At 47.1% G+C, this 16,269-nt stretch carries 18 protein-coding genes, 1 tRNA gene and 1 pseudogene; 15 read left to right on the forward strand and 5 right to left on the reverse strand.

From position 1 onward, the window contains the following. The coding region (locus AAC155_RS15820; protein WP_113043262.1) for an IS4 family transposase at positions 1-1,316 on the reverse strand (1,316 nt) is incomplete at its 3' end. A 144-nt stretch (positions 1,317-1,460) separates the two neighbouring features. Here AAC155_RS15820 and AAC155_RS15825 point away from each other — a divergent pair. The 12 genes and pseudogenes from AAC155_RS15825 to AAC155_RS15880 all read left to right on the forward strand — a co-directional run bounded on the left by AAC155_RS15825 (position 1,461) and on the right by AAC155_RS15880 (position 10,734). Further along, complete coding sequence (locus tag AAC155_RS15825) at positions 1,461-1,682, forward strand: hypothetical protein (RefSeq protein WP_036776922.1); 222 nt, start codon at positions 1,461-1,463, stop codon at positions 1,680-1,682. Between the two features lie 13 nt (positions 1,683-1,695). Further along, the gene (locus AAC155_RS15830) at positions 1,696-2,073 is read left to right on the forward strand and encodes a hypothetical protein (RefSeq protein WP_113043263.1); all 378 of its coding nucleotides are present in this window, start codon (positions 1,696-1,698) and stop codon (positions 2,071-2,073) included. 38 nt (positions 2,074-2,111) lie between these two features. Beyond that, positions 2,112-2,369: a hypothetical protein gene (locus AAC155_RS15835; protein ID WP_228901437.1), complete on the forward strand. Its 258-nt coding sequence runs from the start codon at positions 2,112-2,114 to the stop codon at positions 2,367-2,369. Positions 2,370-2,445: 76 nt separating this feature from the next. Continuing rightward, positions 2,446-2,919 carry a hypothetical protein gene (locus AAC155_RS15840; RefSeq protein ID WP_113043265.1) on the forward strand — a complete coding sequence of 158 codons (474 nt, stop codon included), beginning with the start codon at positions 2,446-2,448 and terminating at the stop codon, positions 2,917-2,919. Between the two features lie 70 nt (positions 2,920-2,989). Continuing rightward, positions 2,990-4,948, forward strand: a complete 1,959-nt coding sequence (locus AAC155_RS15845; RefSeq protein WP_229015708.1) for an ArdC-like ssDNA-binding domain-containing protein — start codon at positions 2,990-2,992, stop codon at positions 4,946-4,948. A gap of 101 nt (positions 4,949-5,049) precedes the next feature. Next, positions 5,050-5,961, forward strand: a complete 912-nt coding sequence (locus tag AAC155_RS15850; protein ID WP_113043267.1) for a hypothetical protein — start codon at positions 5,050-5,052, stop codon at positions 5,959-5,961. A 65-nt stretch (positions 5,962-6,026) separates the two neighbouring features. Further along, positions 6,027-6,359, forward strand: coding sequence for a DUF3085 domain-containing protein (locus AAC155_RS15855; protein ID WP_065391120.1), 333 nt, complete (start codon positions 6,027-6,029; stop codon positions 6,357-6,359). Positions 6,360-6,447: 88 nt separating this feature from the next. Then, positions 6,448-6,636 (forward strand): hypothetical protein, encoded by a 189-nt coding sequence (locus AAC155_RS15860; protein WP_082300852.1) that lies wholly within the window; start codon positions 6,448-6,450, stop codon positions 6,634-6,636. A gap of 128 nt (positions 6,637-6,764) precedes the next feature. Next, positions 6,765-7,691: a DUF1281 domain-containing protein gene (locus AAC155_RS15865; RefSeq protein ID WP_113043268.1), complete on the forward strand. Its 927-nt coding sequence runs from the start codon at positions 6,765-6,767 to the stop codon at positions 7,689-7,691. A 500-nt stretch (positions 7,692-8,191) separates the two neighbouring features. Next, on the forward strand, positions 8,192-8,485 hold the full coding sequence (locus tag AAC155_RS15870; RefSeq protein ID WP_324251143.1) for a TraI domain-containing protein: 294 nt from the start codon (positions 8,192-8,194) through the stop codon (positions 8,483-8,485). A 5-nt stretch (positions 8,486-8,490) separates the two neighbouring features. Next, a complete protein-coding gene (locus AAC155_RS15875) occupies positions 8,491-9,654 on the forward strand; it encodes a helicase/relaxase domain-containing protein (RefSeq protein ID WP_324251142.1) in 1,164 nt (387 codons plus the stop codon). Positions 9,655-9,732: 78 nt separating this feature from the next. Then, positions 9,733-10,734: pseudogene (locus AAC155_RS15880) on the forward strand (tyrosine-type recombinase/integrase). A 378-nt stretch (positions 10,735-11,112) separates the two neighbouring features. Here AAC155_RS15880 and AAC155_RS15885 read toward each other — a convergent pair. The 4 genes from AAC155_RS15885 to mutY all read right to left on the reverse strand — a co-directional run bounded on the left by AAC155_RS15885 (position 11,113) and on the right by mutY (position 13,829). After that, positions 11,113-11,188 (reverse strand) — tRNA-Phe (locus AAC155_RS15885). Between the two features lie 160 nt (positions 11,189-11,348). Next, positions 11,349-12,422: a membrane-bound lytic murein transglycosylase MltC gene (mltC, locus tag AAC155_RS15890; protein WP_112878762.1), complete on the reverse strand. Its 1,074-nt coding sequence runs from the start codon at positions 12,420-12,422 to the stop codon at positions 11,349-11,351. 63 nt (positions 12,423-12,485) lie between these two features. Next, complete coding sequence (locus tag AAC155_RS15895; protein WP_112896809.1) at positions 12,486-12,758, reverse strand: oxidative damage protection protein; 273 nt, start codon at positions 12,756-12,758, stop codon at positions 12,486-12,488. A 30-nt stretch (positions 12,759-12,788) separates the two neighbouring features. Further along, complete coding sequence (mutY, locus tag AAC155_RS15900; protein WP_113043269.1) at positions 12,789-13,829, reverse strand: A/G-specific adenine glycosylase; 1,041 nt, start codon at positions 13,827-13,829, stop codon at positions 12,789-12,791. A 241-nt stretch (positions 13,830-14,070) separates the two neighbouring features. On the opposite strand from mutY, the gene trmB reads away from it, so the two are divergent. From trmB to glsB, 3 genes are all read left to right on the forward strand, one after another. Then, positions 14,071-14,790 carry a tRNA (guanosine(46)-N7)-methyltransferase TrmB gene (gene trmB, locus AAC155_RS15905; protein WP_113043271.1) on the forward strand — a complete coding sequence of 240 codons (720 nt, stop codon included), beginning with the start codon at positions 14,071-14,073 and terminating at the stop codon, positions 14,788-14,790. Further along, positions 14,790-15,116 carry a YggL family protein gene (locus AAC155_RS15910; protein ID WP_113043272.1) on the forward strand — a complete coding sequence of 109 codons (327 nt, stop codon included), beginning with the start codon at positions 14,790-14,792 and terminating at the stop codon, positions 15,114-15,116. The genes trmB and AAC155_RS15910 overlap by 1 nt, the downstream gene beginning before the upstream one ends. Positions 15,117-15,321: 205 nt before the next feature. Beyond that, on the forward strand, positions 15,322-16,248 hold the full coding sequence (glsB, locus tag AAC155_RS15915; RefSeq protein WP_113043273.1) for a glutaminase B: 927 nt from the start codon (positions 15,322-15,324) through the stop codon (positions 16,246-16,248). The last annotated feature ends 21 nt before the right edge of the window (positions 16,249-16,269 follow it).

The following is a 16,269-nucleotide window of genomic DNA, read 5'->3' on the forward strand; positions in this document are numbered from 1 at the left end:
CCTTCCCAAAGTCGTTCCCATCCGACTCGACCCGTGCGTTTGGAATCGTACCAGCCGGCCAGTTTTCCCAGATTGATGAAGGCCCAATGCAAGCTCGGGGCTTTTTTCGGCACACGGCATTTTTCTTGTTTTGACCACAGTAATTTCCACGCCAGGGGGCTTAATACTGTCTCACAGCTCTCTTTCTCTGCTTCTTCTTTGTTCAGACCCTTAAAACGCAGCTGGTGTATCCGTACCGCAATAAAGGCCAGCAGCACTATCATCCGCTCCAGATTATCTTTGCTTTGCATACGCAGCGCTTCTACCTGCGTGCCGCCCGTTTTCCACGCTTTGTGAAATTCTTCTATCAGCCAGCGGCGCTCGTAATAACTGAATATTTTATGGGCGTCTTCCTGACTGTTGACGGGTTCGGAGGTCAGAAGATGCCAGCAAAGCCCATCCTCCGGACCTTTTTCGTAGCAACCGACATAAAATATCCGCACCGCTTCACCGCTTTTTCCTTCGGGGATTTTCAACGTCACTTCGGCATAACGGATATCACAATGCGCGACACGCGCCTGACGCCCGCCTTTCTGTCTGATCTGAACTAATCGTTCTCCAGCACTCTGTAACTGGCTGATAAAGTCATAAAGTTTATCCTGACTTTCCTCAATACGCCGGTTTTGCATCGAACGGATGACGAAACGGTGTTTTTGGCTCGTTTTATAACGCAGATATTCAATGATATCGGCTTCACGGTCACAGACAGAAATCACGTTGGCCATCTGCTCCCCTAACCGGCTGTCGACGGCTTGTGAGGCCCGTTCCCACTTATAACTCTCTTTCCCTTCATAAGGGCGTGTGTCGCGTTGTCGGCTTTTGCCATAATCACTGACATCTCGACACCAGCGCTGTTGCTCTATCAACCCCACGACCTGTTGTTCTTCAGGCGCAAATAACAACACCGAGTGTACCTGCATGCCCCGGGATTTTTCCGTCGAGGTGGTATAGCCGAGTTCATCGGCGACCGACGCGTGGGAAAATGACAGGGTTGTCGTGTCTTCCAGCGCTAACAGGCAACGATAACGTTGAGCGTGAGCGACGGTGGCGGTAAATCCGGCTTCGGCGATGGCCTGAGGCGCAATGGCGGAATTTCGGGTCAGTCGGTAGGCCGCTTCAACATCGGCAGGAGAGTCAAGAGATTGCACGAGCGATTGTCCTATATGGTTAGCCAACGAACAGGCCACTTTCACCAGGCGGTTGGTACGGCGTTTATCACCTAATTCCGCATGTTGAAACGTGTCATTTGCCCATTGTTCAGCGCAGGTTGAAAACATAAAGATTACCTCAAGTCGGGTTTGTTATTGAGATCAATCTATGAGGAAAAAGTTCAATAACGAGGGGGCAGGTTAAAATATTTGTGTAGGAAAGACAGGGGCTTGTCCCCGTCAGGGGCGGGTTTCCGGTAACAGGAGCTGTTAATGCCTGCTTTTCATTCACCTTCTGATCCGATAATCCTGCCGGCTTCAGAGACATTAACCCCGAAACAACAATCCCTCATCCGCGATTTGATCCGTGATGAATGTGACTACCGTGATCGTGACGCACTCTTCAAACTTTTGAGCGTGATAACGCTGCTTAAATTTGCAGGGATCTTAACGCTGGGTGTGTTGTTACTGGTTTTCCGGTTGTTATGGGGATAAAAGGAGACGAACCATGCTAATGATCTTTGTGACAGTGCTTTGGGGCGTGATTCGCTGGATTTCTTTGTCGTTTTACCATGTGCTGTCCTGGTTGTTACGGCGAAGACCGGTGAGGTTACCAGCAGCTCATGCGCGAAGACACACGGTGTATGCCGGTAAATGGCAACTTTCTGATGACGCGAAGTCGTGCGGGAGACCGGTTGTGGTCAGAGATAGACACAGCTACAAACCGGGTGTGGAGTTGCTGTATTTCGGTGAGGAGAGTCCGGAGCCGTTTTATGGCGAGCGGTACCTTATCGACGAAACGGAAGCGGTGGATTCGGCGCAACAGATGCTCACGCGTCTGCTGAGACAGCGTAGTTTGTCGAAAGCTTATGATGAGGCCGCATAATGGTCAATGAGACGTTGATTGCCGTTACCCGGGCGGTGATGCCAGCTGTGGCGATTGAAGAGCCAGTCTGGCTGCGAATGGTAAGTTATCCGTCTGCGCCAGAATATGAAACAGAGCGGTTTCATCAACTGATTTACCAGGCATTCAAAGCCTGGTCGGCAGCAAAGCCGGGAGTCTGTGAGGTGACGTTTGGTTTTTTCTGTTTGCCGCATGACGGCGACATGAAGGCCCCCTTATGGCAAGCGCTGCGGCTTAAACATGAATCTGATCGGTTGCTGATTGCGTTGGACGCCTAATTTATTGATCACCCTGACGGGGAAACCCGTGAGGGTTAACTCCGTCAGTCATTTTTTTACAACAGGAGTTAACCCTATGAGTACAATGACGACTAAAGAATACATTCGGGAATCGTCCCAGTCTCTGTCAGTGCAGGCGCTGACTGAACCGGAGATATTCAAAAAAACCCGTAGCCGGTTTAATCAGTGGTTGCAGGCACAATTCGACAATCACTATCACACGCTGAGAAATCATGGTTACCGCTGTTTTCTTGCTCGCCATCATCCGACCGAGCTTGAGCGTTACGATGAGGCTTCTGAAGCCTTACGGCGTGAGGAATTTCACCGGTTCAGTGAGTTGCAGACGCTGGGGCTGTTCCTGTATCAACAGGTTCAGTTAAAGGAGAAAAAACTCAGGCAGCGTCGTCGCTGGCTGTTGACCGGGATAGCATTGACGTCGCTGGTGACAGGCGTGTGTTTGATGTTTCACGCTTACGAAGTTGACTTGTCAGCAGTTTATCACTGGCTGACCGCGTTACCGGCCAGAATAGCTAATTATTTCATGCGCTAATTATTTATCCCCCGGGGAGAGACGACTCCCTGTGGACGGGTCTCTTCCTTAATTTTAGACAGGAAAGATGATGACCCTTTCTTACCTACCGGATGATATCTGCCGGTTAATAACCCGACGTCTTACAGACAGCCTGGAAAGTGGATGGGCGCCCTGGCAAGCGGCCAGTGAGTACGGTTTGCCGCAGCATGCGCTGACCGGACAACCGTTTAGCGGTATCAATGTGCTGTTGCTCTGGCAAACTATGTTGCAGCGGCAGTTGATATCTAACCGCTGGTTAACCGGTGATGAGTTAAGAGCGTTAGGCGGATGGGTGGTCAACGGTGAAAAACCAACAACCATCGTCCGTTACCAGCCTTCAATGTCGCTGATACGTGTCATTAATCTGGAACAATGTGAAGGACTGCCGACAGAACTTCAACCCGGTTGTCCTTTACCTCCCCGTCCGGCTCCCGGTTTTACCGCTGTTCAGCAACTGGTGACGGCCAGTGGGATCCCGGTGGTTCATCGATCGGGCATCATGCCCGTTTACCGACCATGGCATGATCGTATTGAGCTGCCTGTCCAGCGGGACTACGTTGAAGATTCACAATACTGGCATGACTTGTTGCATCAACTGGTTTATGCCACTGGCCATCCGTCCCGGTTAAACCGCTTTGGCCTGACAACCCGAAGTGAGTTAGATGAAGCTCGGGAACAATGGGTGACAGCATTGGGCGCGGCGTTTGTGGCGGCATTAACCGGTGTTCGGGGTAACTCGGTCTATCCTGATAATACAGTACCCTGGGAACACGCTTTGGGTTCAGATCCGTGGTGGTTATTTCAGGTGGCTAATGATGCCCGCCGTGCCATGGATTATTTGCAAGACCGGAGACAGCAGTTACCGACCCAGGTGGAATTGTGGCAGCAGATAGCTACCGTGTTGCTCAGTGAGCACTATGGTTTGCCGCTGAATGACACCATGCTGGAATATGATGAGGTGGTTCAGCGCCATATTGATGAGGGTATCACACCGCTGATGGCTGTCAGTGCTTTAGCCCGAATATATCACTGGGAACGGCATGACCAGCCAGAAGGCAGGTTGTTTCCGGAAGAGTTGGGGCAGGCCAGCGAGGCATTGGCGTTATTCGCCAGCCAGCCATCGTATCTAAACTATGCTCGGATCCCGGTGACAGAACCCGCTGATACTGGTGAACCGGACAGATCATCACATTCTGAATGGTTGTTGTTACCGCCGGTGGCGTCTGACCGTGGTTATGCGGATGAAGATAATGATCCGCCTGACGATAACGTTGTGGCGCTGCCATTAGCGGCAACTTACCGGGAACCGAATCCACATAAACAGGCTTTTATCAGACTGTTTAACCAGATTGCACCCCATGAAAACCGCTGGCAGGTGTTCTGTGATTTTGTGCATATGGCCGCCTGTTCATTGTATAACGCGCTGTTGCAAAATGAGGAATTTGAAGCGGACTATATGCAGCGGGTTAAACGTTATTCCCGTGAAGATGCATTCCGGCTGAGTCGTTTGCTGAGTGAAGTTATTACGGGGCTGGAGTATGCAGTCGGTGATTTTCTGGGGGCTATTTTCATGGCGCTGGAATTAGGTCATGACCGGGCTGGTCAGTATTTTACGCCGTTTCCTGTCAGCCATATGATGGCCAGAATGCAGTTCACTGAAGGCTTGACGAAGTTGGGATCCGGAGAGCATGAATATATCACGGTGTCTGACCCGGCTTGTGGCGCCGGCGGGATGATTATTGCGATGCATCAGACTCTGCTGGAAGCGGGGTTTAATCCTCAGCAGCAGATGTTGGCGTTTTGTGTCGATATCGACCCGGTTGCCGCGATGATGACGTATATCCAACTGTCGTTGCTGGGTGTTCCGGCCGTGGTCACGGTAGGCAATTCACTCACTCATGTCATGTCTCAGCAAATGGTGACGCCAATGTACCATTTAGGCTTCTGGCAGTTCAAACGTCAGCGTCAGGAAGCTGAAGACGAAATAGTGATGCGCAAGGCTGGCTGACATCACATCTTTAATTCAAAGTCACCATTGGGTGGCATCACATTAACCCGATAGGGGATATCCCCTACAGGGGGAACCCCGTCAATCACGAGATTTCCCTTATGTCTTTATTACGTTTTTATATTCGGCATCAATTCGCAGAGCGAATGGGGCTGGAGCTGGATGACGACGCTATTTTCTATCTGTTTCATGAGAGCCAGGGAGATTACGTCAATACCTATATAAAGTTTACCAAAGAGTTACTTTTGCCCATCATGACTCATCTTTTGGACAGTTTGTCTGAGGATCCGGCAAACCGGGCCAGATGCAGAAATAGTGAGCGTATCCTGACGTTATGGATACGGGGAATGGATGCGATATCTCATGCTTATCAGGATCCGATGCTGATGCCCTATACCCATCCGGAAAGCAGTGGTCGTGTGGATACCCTTATCAGACCCGACACAGCCGTTTTGCTGAATATGTCGGCGGAGGAGTTTCTCCGTCTGACGGCACAGGATAACTTGCCGGAGGAGGAACAAATCACGCTGGAACAGTTCAGTAAAACGCAACAGTACTGGACACGTTTTATGGACTATTTGGATAAGCAGTTGACAGAAACGTGTCTGTATTGTTTTGAACGTTTGGGTCAATTTCTTCGTTACTTACAGGTTGAACCCCGTTTAATCCGGCGTTTTTCCTCCGCTATCGGTTACATCGATGTATTAATGGGGCCACAGGATTTGCACAATATTGAGGCAGAGGAATTTGAGTCAGGGTATCTCGAAGACTATATCGATGCGGTCTCCGATGGATTGATGACACCCGTCCAGTTTCGGGTTGATGTGGTATACAAAAATGATCGTGTGATAGAGAGTTTTCGATCAGATGTAGACATTGAAGATGTTAACAACCCAACAGTCAGAGATTATCGGGATGTGGTGGATGAGGCAATCACCTGGGTAGATGAGCAGTTTGTGCTGAAAACCCGTTCAGTGAACCTGTCTTCGCCAGTACAGAGGCTGGCAGCATAACTAAAATTTAACCCATTGGGGGAAATGTTCCCTCAATGGGAACGTTTCTCCTCAGGAGAACGACGATGTTACTTTTTAAGGCTAAAGACCTGAAGCCCGTGTTGCGGGAAGCGATAGCCCATCAGTGTGACGTGTTGCTGGTCAAGGATCAGGGCATTTATATCATGTCTGATATGGGTACGATGCAAAACGGCAGACATCTTGTCGCTTATGCGTGCGGTTATCATCCAGAGAAGGACGAAGGCTGGTATGAACGTGCCCGGGAGGCGGTGGGCGGAGATGATTTTGCGGAAAAGCTGGGTTTCTCCGTATTGACACTCAACCGGTTACTGAATGACAAATGTGATCTGAAGGTGACGCTGACAGCCACACAAATTATCACACAATTTTATCCCTGATTGCCGGGATGCCGGCAGTCATTTTCACCCTGACGGGCGTTATTTCCCGTCAGGGGATAACGCCCGTTTTTATTTCGGAGCGTTACTGATGAAAAAGATTAAGACCAAAACAGCCCCAAAAACTGTCCGCAAGAATAAAGTCGCCCGTCGTCATGGCAGGCGTTTCCGGCCTGATTTGTACCGGGTGATGACGGGCAGGATTATCGCGGCGTTTGGAAAAAGAAGGCGCCCTGATGTACAGGCCACAAAATTGTGGAGACCGGCTGTCCGGCTATAAATAATTCGGATAGGGCTATCCGAAAGCCGGATAGCCTTTTTTCACATCGCTGAACTTATCATCTGCCTGTGGGGGTATAGCCTTCACAGGGTATGCCCTGTTTCAGGTAAAAAAGAGGATTTTTTACTATGCCGAAGTGTTACGCCAATCGTTTGCATATCACAGGCCAACCTGACCAACTGGAGGCTCTGCAACAATGGGGATTGGGAGACGTCATTCCCTATTACGGGCAGGCTATCCATCAAAGTATTAAGCTGTTTGTCGCGGGCTGTGCCGGTCTTCTGCAACCCACTGAAACGACAGATTATCCACTTTATCTGGCGCTGGTAGCGCAGGGAAAAGGAGACGGCTCACCGGAAAACCAGGCGTTTGAGCAATGGCTGGCCTTGTTAAAAGAGAATGTTGCGCTTGATGAAGTCACCAGCCAACAGATTGACAGGCTATACCAACAAAGTGGTCTGGCTGCGCGAAAATGGGAGACGTTGCTCCCGGTAGCGCAGAAAACCATTATAGCTTTGTTTAACCAAAAGTCCTGCGACTGGTTCGGTCTGGTTGACTGGAACGGAGAGCATGACACGGAAATGCTGTGGTCTCATCTTGATGACAGGCTGACAGAGACAGTTCCTTGTGACTTGTTTCTGCTGATACCGACCCGTCTTGCGAGTGAAATCAATGGATTTTGCGGTGGATTGTTAAGGGATCACGAAACGACTCATGAGTTGTATTTCCGATTGTACGATATGGCACGGCCGCGAGGTTATGAAATAGCCTGGAAGTACAATGATGATGGTAGTCTGACCGGGGATTTTGATACAGCACCCTGGGAGCCATGGTATGAAAAAATTATGGTGCCTTTATCCAGGCAATATCACTGCCATATTACCCATTATTTTGAGGATGTCTGTGGCTTTTGTGGTTACGACAAGTACCAGAATGGGCAGTGGGAAGCTGGCAGCTTTGATGAGCTGGAATTTGGTGAGGAAGGTGAGGGCGGTATCCGTAAAGTGGTCGGGCCGGCCTACATTCTCGGCAATATTTCATATGACGGATGTTAGTGCGCTGACAATGTTATCCCGCAGGGAAATTCCTTGGGTGAATTGACATAAAAAACAGGTTCAGGTTTACCTGAGCGTCTGATAACACTACTGCCGGCGGATATGACGCCGGCGATTTACCCATTGGGGGAATATTCCTCTGAGGGGGAGTGTCCGGTTCTTGGGCCGAACAGGACGGAGATGAGAAATAAATCGATTGAAGTTGTTTTGTTTATCCCTGACACGTTTTGGTCTGAATCGGCAGTGCTTCCCAGATGCACTGGACACATTCTATTTCCCTTAATCCTTTCTTGCATGAGTCGCCATGTGCCTTTTGTACTTATCATGACTGATTCAACGAAATAACCGGATACACGCTTCGTTTACCCGTGACGGAATTGGGAACGTTTGAATCATTGCGTGCGGTTTTCATTGATTAATTTTTATTCCCGGAAAAGAGTTTTGCCTTGTCCCTGTCAGAGGATGTATTAGGGTTTTGGGGAAAAAAGAGGAGATTAATCGTGTTGAAAAAAATTAACATCCTGCTGGCGGGAACATCCGCAGGAAAAAAGTCACTTCCACAACCCACCGCCATCCCAGAAACGGTCAAAGCAGGCTACTTTTTGCCGTCTGAGTCCAGACTGTTGCTGGATACTTCCCGGCGACGGCAGTGTTTACAGTGTCTGTGGGACAATAGCGCATTACCTAAAACACACTATCAGGCATTGTGGCTGGCCCCGTTACATGAGTGTGTTGCATTGATGCAACAACTTCCGGCGGCACCGCAGGGGTCTTATGCCCACCTGGGGGCTTGATAGATGTGACTTTGCAATGTACTGCATTTGCCGTACGTCTGGCGAAAGGACAGATGTTACCGCCGGGTGTGGCCCCTGAGACGCAGGCAGAACAAAGTGTGATATGGAGCACGGTGGTGTTTTACGCTGCGTTATTTCATTTTTTACCTGTTTTGGCCCAGTTTGACGGAGAACTGGATGAAGGCCAACCCTGGTACCCGGGATTGGTTGTGCCGCAGGGGCCGTATCGTTTCCGGTTCAAAACTCCTCCAGTGGAGACGAGGGTTGCCTGTCATTTCGGGCTGTTGCTCGCCGGACGATTGCTGCCGGCTAAGGCGTTGACCTGGCTGGCGTCAGTACCTCATGCCTTGCCTGCGCTGTTCTGTATTTTATCCGGTGATATGAAGGAAGATGACGCAATCAATCAGATAATGACAGAAGCTTTGAATAAAGCGGGCGCACCGACAATATCAGAAATATTATCTGTCACGGCTGCATTACCGCAAGTTATTGTTTCAGGCAATCCTGATGTCTCTGCTACGCCTTTATCAACCGCAATGGAAAGTGTTCTGCCTTCTCAGAGACGGCAGGAAGATAACCCGATGACTGAAATTGTTTCATCAGCCGTGAAGTCTGTTGATGAGAGCACGCAACAGCTATTGTCATTAATGGGGATGAATGTCGCGGGCACAGTGACAGAACAGGTTATGGCGAGTGAAGCAGAAATCGTACCTCCAGACACGCCGGTGCCTTCACAACACTCGGTTCAGGCAACATTGCAGAACGAAAATGCGATTGAGACATCCTGTATTGGAGAGCAATTCTGGGACTGGCTGTCCGCTGGATTAAGGCATGGGGTGATGACCATTAATACGCCGAAAGCCCGGATACATCTGGTCAGTGGTTTTGTGTTTGTGAGTGTGCCGGCCATTTTCTTCCAGTTTCTCAGTGAGAAGAAGCAGGTGGATGGCAAAGAGGTTAGCGAAAAATGGAAACGGGTACAAACCGCATTTGAGCGGTTGGGACGACATCGAGTCAGTGGTGGAAAGTGTTTTTGTTGCTGTCATCTTTATGATTCGGCTGATCGGGCTGGCTCCTATCAACGTATTCATGGCTACCTAATCAAAAACACGTTGCTTTATCGTGGCCATTCTGTACCGGAAGATAGCCCTTTTCTCATGATTTCATGAAAAAGCATCTTTAATAATAATATGTTATTTTCTGCGCCCCGCAATGGGTTTTTAAATTGATGAAGTGAGGAAGTAGAGATGGACAGTATGACCTGGGATAACCTGCTGGATGAGTATTTCTTTGCCAAAATATTGCGGCCGGATACGGAGTCAAGTTATCGCAAGGTGGTGAATACCTTCCAGGTGTTTGCAGGTGTGGACAATCGGCCTGCTCAAGTGACCCGACAACAGGTCCTGACGTGACGCAGATATGTGTTGCATCAGTCTGGCCTGAAAGGTGTGACCTGGAACAGTAAGATTGCGCATATGCGGGCGGTGTTTAATTTTGCGATAGAAGAAAAAATACTGCCCCAAACGGAAAACCCCTTTAATGGTGTGGTGGTCAATGCGAACAAAAATAAAAAGAAAACATTGACCAAAAAACAACTGACGGCCTTGTATCTCACGATGGGGCAATTTGAAGAGCGGGAGCGACAGGCAGGGGATAACCATCGTGCCCGCTGTGCATTATATCCGACCTGGTACTGGCTGACGGTACTGGATACATTGCGTTATACCGGGATGCGGCAAAATCAGTTATTACATATCCGGTTGGGGGATATTGACCTGCATGAGCGTCGGATTATTCTTTGCTCCGAGGGGAGTAAGAACCATTATGAACATCAGGTGCCGGTGGTGAAATGGTTGTATCCGCGACTGGAGATTTTGCTGGAGCGTGCTCAGGCTGCTGGGGCAAAATTGAGTGATCCCCTGTTTTGTGTGGACTATTTTACCGCCAAAACAGACAAAGGAAACGAAACCGACCAGTTACAGACGATAAAATCATTCTTTCGGCGCTTATCAAAAGAGTGTGGATTTGATGTGGGTCCACACCGTTTCCAGCATACCCTGGCAACTGAACTGATGAAAGCGCCTGATCGTAATTTGCAAATGGTGCGCGGATTACTGGGGCATCGCAGTATTGCCACGACGATGGAATATATTGATATCAATCTGGATACTGCCGGGCGTGCGTTGGAGCGTGAATTAATGCTTTATATCGATGCTGAGTCAGAAAAAGGCGAAATATTAATCAGGTAAACCGAAAATATTTTTGCTGTTGCCTGGACTTGTTTTTTCTGTACAAATTCCCTGTCGCAAGATGGGGAATTTTTTTAACTGATGTAATCCCTCATAATTGACCTTTTTCTGATCAATGGGGAAAGTTGAGTAACCGACATACAACATCGTGTTAATTAATTCATTGATTTTAGTTTGGATGGCTTGACAGTTGCAATAGAACTTGTAAATATTGCGCTCGAACGAAAAAAGGACATCTGATCTCTCAGATATCCTGAATCTAGAACCTTTATACTTTATATCGAAGTGACGCAAGATTAAGTCAACTGTAACGATGCACTTAGGTCCCAGTATCGAACGCCCGTTAAGTTTCTATCTCCCAACAAGCGCACTTTGAATTGGTGCCCGGAGGCGGAATCGAACCACCGACACGAGGATTTTCAATCCTCTGCTCTACCGACTGAGCTATCCGGGCAACGGGGCGCATTAAACCGTATTCGGTAGAGCCCGTCAATAGATTTCTTTGGAAATAGTGACTTGTGCTTTGAAATTATTCGATTGGCTAGAAATATAAGCAAAATAATAACGGAGAGTAGAAAATTTGCTCTCCGTTATTTTCTTAATATTTTAATGTGTTAATGATGGTAGTTTTTCTGGGCAGTATTGACTTTCATCAGGTAGCGACGTGATTCTGCCGATGGATGTTTGGTTGTCAGGGTTTCATAAACGTCACCCGGTGCCATGTTATTAATAATTTGAGCCGCTTTTTTCTTATCGCTAGAAAATACTCTTAATACACTACCGGCACCACCGTTGTAAGCCGTTATTACTGCGTAGCGGCGAGATGTTGCATTAGTGATATCAACCAGATAACTGTTTTGTAATATCGATAAATATGCAGTGCCGGCATCGATGTTATTTCCTGGATCAAATAGATAACTACGGCTTGGTTGCCCTGATTTACCTTTCATTTTAAAGACATCACGGCCAGCAGTATGTTGTACAACTTGCATCAATCCAAGCGCATCAGAACGGCTGACTGCATAAGGGTTGAAGCTGGATTCTATTTGCATAATTGCCAAAATTAGGGATTCATCTATGCCATATTTAATGGAAGCTTGACGAATCAGTGGCAGATATTTATGAGCACGTTTGTCCAAATGGTTTGGTACCAGTTGTATAGTGACAGACCAAATGACATGTAAACCGGATTGGCGTTTTTGTAATTTGTTGGCAATCAGATAATCTGCAAAGTGTGTTGCTCGCCATTCCCAACGAATCGGTTGACCATTATTGTCCATAACTTGTCCGTAAAGGAAAGGTTCTTTACTGATCTGAATATCGTTAGTGTCAGAATAAAGATCAACGGAACCTGGATCATCACCCATTAATAAGGTCGTGATAATGGCCTTGCGTAAATAGGTTGTAGGGTCAATTGGAGAAATTGTCTCAATCGTGATCGTTCCAGCTTCAAAATTGATATGGCTGCGGGTCCGGTATTGATCGGTATATTTAACGTAGTCCTTTGGGCCTGCAATTAATACTTCATGCAACCCCCAAATGTTCTCAATGTTATGAGCAAACTGGCCCATCAAAATATCAAAACCATTGGTATCTTTTATATATTCTTCGCGGTATTCACTATTTTTGTTGCTGGTACAGGAAATAAGAATTGGGGCAATAACAAACAACGCTAACAGTTTTTTCATCTTACATTGCCATCTGGTGTTGAATACAACATCAGAGCCAGTGGCTCTGATGAAAGCTAAATATTATTTTTCTGGTGGGGTATATCCATCAATTTGAATATCATGACCTTCGAACAGGAATTTGGTCATTTCCTGTTCAAGTAGTTTGCGATCTTCCGGGTTCATGGTGTTGAGTTTTTTCTCATTGATCAGCATGGTTTGTTTGCTCATCCATTGTCCCCACGCTTCTTTGGAAATTTCATTGAAAATGCGTTTGCCCAATTCGCCGGGATAAAGCTGAAAATCCAGTCCTTCGGCTTCACGTTGTAAGAAAGTACAAAAAACAGTTCTGCTCATAATAAATCCTCAAAATAGTGGGAGTGGGATTCAGCTCAGTTGCTGTAATAGATATTCAACTGGTGCTGCCAGCCCAACAGTTGCGGGTTGCTGTAAGTTATACCAAAGTCCTGTATTTTCATCCATGCAGGTAGTAAAGGATAAGATATTTATTTTTATCGGCACAATATCTAGATGAAAATGGCTAAATGTGTGGCGGAATGCGGTGAGTTGTTCATGTTTACTGTGAGAAATACCTGATTGTTCTAGCCAGCCGTTTAGCAAATCCATGCTCTCAAACTGAGGAAACGCAAACAAACCACCCCAGATCCCTGTTGGTGGGCGTTGTTCTAGCCAGACAGAATCATTATTCTGTATCAGCAAGAAATAAGCTGTTTTCTCAGGAATGCTCTGTTTAGGTTTTTTACCGGGATATTTTGTCCAGCTATGGTTAGCGTAAGAGATACATCCTTGATTTAATGGGCAGATTTCACATTTCGGCTTGCTGCGAGTGCAAACCATTGCGCCTAAATCCATCATGGCCTGATTAAAATATTCCACCTCTTGTACTGGCGTTACATTGGTGCTGATTTGCCAGAGGCTGCTTTCGACCTCTTTTTTACCCGGCCAACCTTCCACGGCATAACAGCGGGCCAATACCCGTTTAACATTGCCATCAAGAATGGGGAAATGTTTACCTTGAGAAAGTGAAAGAATTGCGCCTGCTGTTGAACGACCAACACCGGGTAGGGCAACCACATCTTCAAAAGTTGTCGGGAATTTCCCTTGGTGCCGCTCCACAATCTGTTGTGCTGCTTTATGTAAATTACGAGCGCGGGCGTAGTAACCAAGACCGGTCCATAAATGAAGGACTTCATCAAGGGGGGCTGCGGCAAGTAAAGTCACATCGGGAAAACGTGAAATAAAGCGCTGAAAATAGGGAATGACCGTCGCAACCTGAGTTTGTTGCAACATCACTTCTGAAAGCCAGACGTGGTAAGAGGTCTTTTCCAGTTGCCAGGGCAGGGTTTTACGACCGTAACTATGGTACCAATCCAGTACCACTTTGGAGAATTGCTTTGCTTCCATCATTGGGATAATTATCTTTAGGGAATATCAGTGTTTCGTGAACAGGATTGCAACATAGTGTTACTTCACTGTAAACCGGAACTTTGTTTTTGCAGCACTGCGCAATCTGGGATTAAAATTGTACTTGTCATTATTGGACTTGCTAAAATCGCCCATCTTTGGATAATGCGCTCTCTTTAGGTGGTTTGCCGGTAAAGCAGCCATAATTGCCTGAATAAATGTCTTTAAAACTGACAGAAATACCATGATAAATAACGTAATTTCGCCGGAATTTGATGAAAATGGCAGGCCATTGCGCCGTGTTAGGAGTTTTGTTCGTCGTCAAGGCCGGTTAACTAATCGTCAGCAACAAGCACTTGATGATCTCTGGCCAAAAATGGGTGTTGAATATCAGGCGGAAAAGCTAGATATGAAGGCACTTTTTGGGCGTGAAGCCCCCATTGTGCTGGAAATTGGCTTTGGTATGGGAGCATCACTTGTCACTATGGCAAGCCAGAATCCCGAGAAAAACTTTCTTGGAATTGAAGTTCATGTACCTGGTGTCGGTGCTTGTCTGGCTTCCGCTGAAGATGAAAATATCGGTAACTTGCGGGTGATGTGCCATGATGCGATTGAAGTGCTGGAAAACATGATCCCGGATAATAGTTTGGAAATGGTACAGCTTTTCTTTCCGGATCCGTGGCATAAAGCACGTCATAATAAACGCAGGATTGTACAGCCACCATTTGTGGAACTGATAAAAAGCAAGTTGAAAGCGGGGGGCGTATTCCATATGGCGACTGACTGGCAGCCATATGCTGAACATATGTTGGAAGTGATGAATGGCGTAGATAATTACCTTAATTTGTCTGAAAATGGTGATTATGTGCCGCGTCCATCTTCACGCCCGATAACGAAATTTGAATTGCGCGGTCAGCGGTTGGGGCATGGCGTATGGGACATAATGTTTAAGAGGATTAAGTAATGGCTAAAAACCGCAGTCGTCGTTTGCGTAAAAAGATGCATATTGATGAATTTAAAGAGTTGGGTTTTTCTGTTAAGTGGAATTTCCCATCTAATACACCTGTAGATGTTATCGATAGCACTGTTGATGCATTTATTGATGAGCTGATTGAATCCAATGGCTTAGCATTGGATGCCAGCGGTTATCTGAATTGGGAAGGCTTAATCTGTTTGCAAAAAATTGGTAAGTGTACAGAAGAACACCGCCAATTGGTTGAAAAATGGCTGAAAGATCGCGGTATGGAAGATGTTATGACCTCTGAATTGTTTGATGTTTGGTGGGATTGATTAATCTATACCCTATGGATTTCAAGATGCATCGCGACGGCAAGGGAGTGAATCCCCGGGAGCATAGATAACGATGTGACCGGGGTGAGCGAGCGCAGCCAACAAAGAGGCAACTTGAAAGATAACGGGTATATCGCTATAAAATAGCTTGCGTGAATCACAACAGGGGCACCTTTAATCGGTGCCCCTGTCTGGAGTAAAATCAGTGAGTACAACGTTCTCTAATACGTTATTGTCGGATATTTTGCGACAAGTTCGTCCCTTGCTTGGCCAAGGGAAAGTAGCAAATTATATTCCTGCACTGGCGGAAGTTCCTGCTGATAATCTGGCAATAGCTATCTGTACCATCGATGGGCAGATATTTCATGCAGGAGATGCTGAGAAGCGTTTTTCGATTCAATCTATTTCTAAAATATTAAGTCTGACTTTAGCCATGACACGTTATCAGGAACAAGAGATCTGGCAGCGAGTCGGGCAGGAACCTTCTGGTCAGCCATTTAATTCACTAGTTCAGTTGGAACTGGAAAAAGGCAAACCTCGTAACCCTTTTATTAACGCGGGTGCATTAATTGTATGTGACATGTTGCAGTCGCGATTGAGTGCACCTAAACAGCGTATGCTGGAAGTGGTGCGCAAACTTGCTGGTTGTCCTGATATTTGTTACGACAGCAAAGTTGCCCGTTCTGAAATGGAACATTCTCACCGCAATGCAGCGATTGCCTATCTGATGAAATCCTTCGGTAATTTCGATAACGATGTGCTCGCGGTACTGCAAACTTATTTTCATTATTGCGCTTTGAAAATGAACTGTATTGAGCTTGCTAAATGTTTCATTTATTTGGCGAATCAGGGGAGTACGATAGGTTCTGAGCAGCAGATTCTTAGTCCTCGTCAGGCCCGGCAGATTAATGCACTGATGATGACCTGTGGTATGTATGATGGTTCCGGTGAATTTGCATTCAGGATTGGTATGCCAGGAAAATCGGGCGTTGGTGGTGGGATCGTGTGTGTCGTGCCGGGAGAGTTTACAGTTACTGTCTGGTCACCGGAATTGGATCGATCGGGGAACTCTTTGGCCGGTTGCGCTGCCCTAGAATTGTTAGCCGATCGTGTTGGGCGATCCATTTTTTAACTTTCAGGTGATTTTCTTAGG

This window comes from Photorhabdus sp. HUG-39 (assembly GCF_963878365.1).
Lineage (GTDB): Bacteria > Pseudomonadota > Gammaproteobacteria > Enterobacterales > Enterobacteriaceae > Photorhabdus > Photorhabdus kayaii.

Excerpts from the sequence above, each read along its gene's own strand:
- AAC155_RS15840 (WP_113043265.1), top strand. The coding sequence starts at position 2,446 with ATGAGTACAATGACGACTAAAGAATACATTCGGGAATCGTCCCAGTCT.
- AAC155_RS15855 (WP_065391120.1), top strand. The coding sequence starts at position 6,027 with ATGTTACTTTTTAAGGCTAAAGACCTGAAGCCCGTGTTGCGGGAAGCG.
- AAC155_RS15860 (WP_082300852.1), top strand. The coding sequence starts at position 6,448 with ATGAAAAAGATTAAGACCAAAACAGCCCCAAAAACTGTCCGCAAGAAT.
- AAC155_RS15835 (WP_228901437.1), top strand. The coding sequence starts at position 2,112 with ATGCCAGCTGTGGCGATTGAAGAGCCAGTCTGGCTGCGAATGGTAAGT.
- AAC155_RS15825 (WP_036776922.1), top strand. The coding sequence starts at position 1,461 with ATGCCTGCTTTTCATTCACCTTCTGATCCGATAATCCTGCCGGCTTCA.
- AAC155_RS15850 (WP_113043267.1), top strand. The coding sequence starts at position 5,050 with ATGTCTTTATTACGTTTTTATATTCGGCATCAATTCGCAGAGCGAATG.
- AAC155_RS15830 (WP_113043263.1), top strand. The coding sequence starts at position 1,696 with ATGCTAATGATCTTTGTGACAGTGCTTTGGGGCGTGATTCGCTGGATT.
- AAC155_RS15895 (WP_112896809.1), bottom strand. The coding sequence starts at position 12,758 with ATGAGCAGAACTGTTTTTTGTACTTTCTTACAACGTGAAGCCGAAGGA.
- AAC155_RS15910 (WP_113043272.1), top strand. The coding sequence starts at position 14,790 with ATGGCTAAAAACCGCAGTCGTCGTTTGCGTAAAAAGATGCATATTGAT.
- mltC (WP_112878762.1), bottom strand. The coding sequence starts at position 12,422 with ATGAAAAAACTGTTAGCGTTGTTTGTTATTGCCCCAATTCTTATTTCC.
- trmB (WP_113043271.1), top strand. The coding sequence starts at position 14,071 with ATGATAAATAACGTAATTTCGCCGGAATTTGATGAAAATGGCAGGCCA.
- AAC155_RS15865 (WP_113043268.1), top strand. The coding sequence starts at position 6,765 with ATGCCGAAGTGTTACGCCAATCGTTTGCATATCACAGGCCAACCTGAC.
- AAC155_RS15845 (WP_229015708.1), top strand. The coding sequence starts at position 2,990 with ATGACCCTTTCTTACCTACCGGATGATATCTGCCGGTTAATAACCCGA.
- mutY (WP_113043269.1), bottom strand. The coding sequence starts at position 13,829 with ATGATGGAAGCAAAGCAATTCTCCAAAGTGGTACTGGATTGGTACCAT.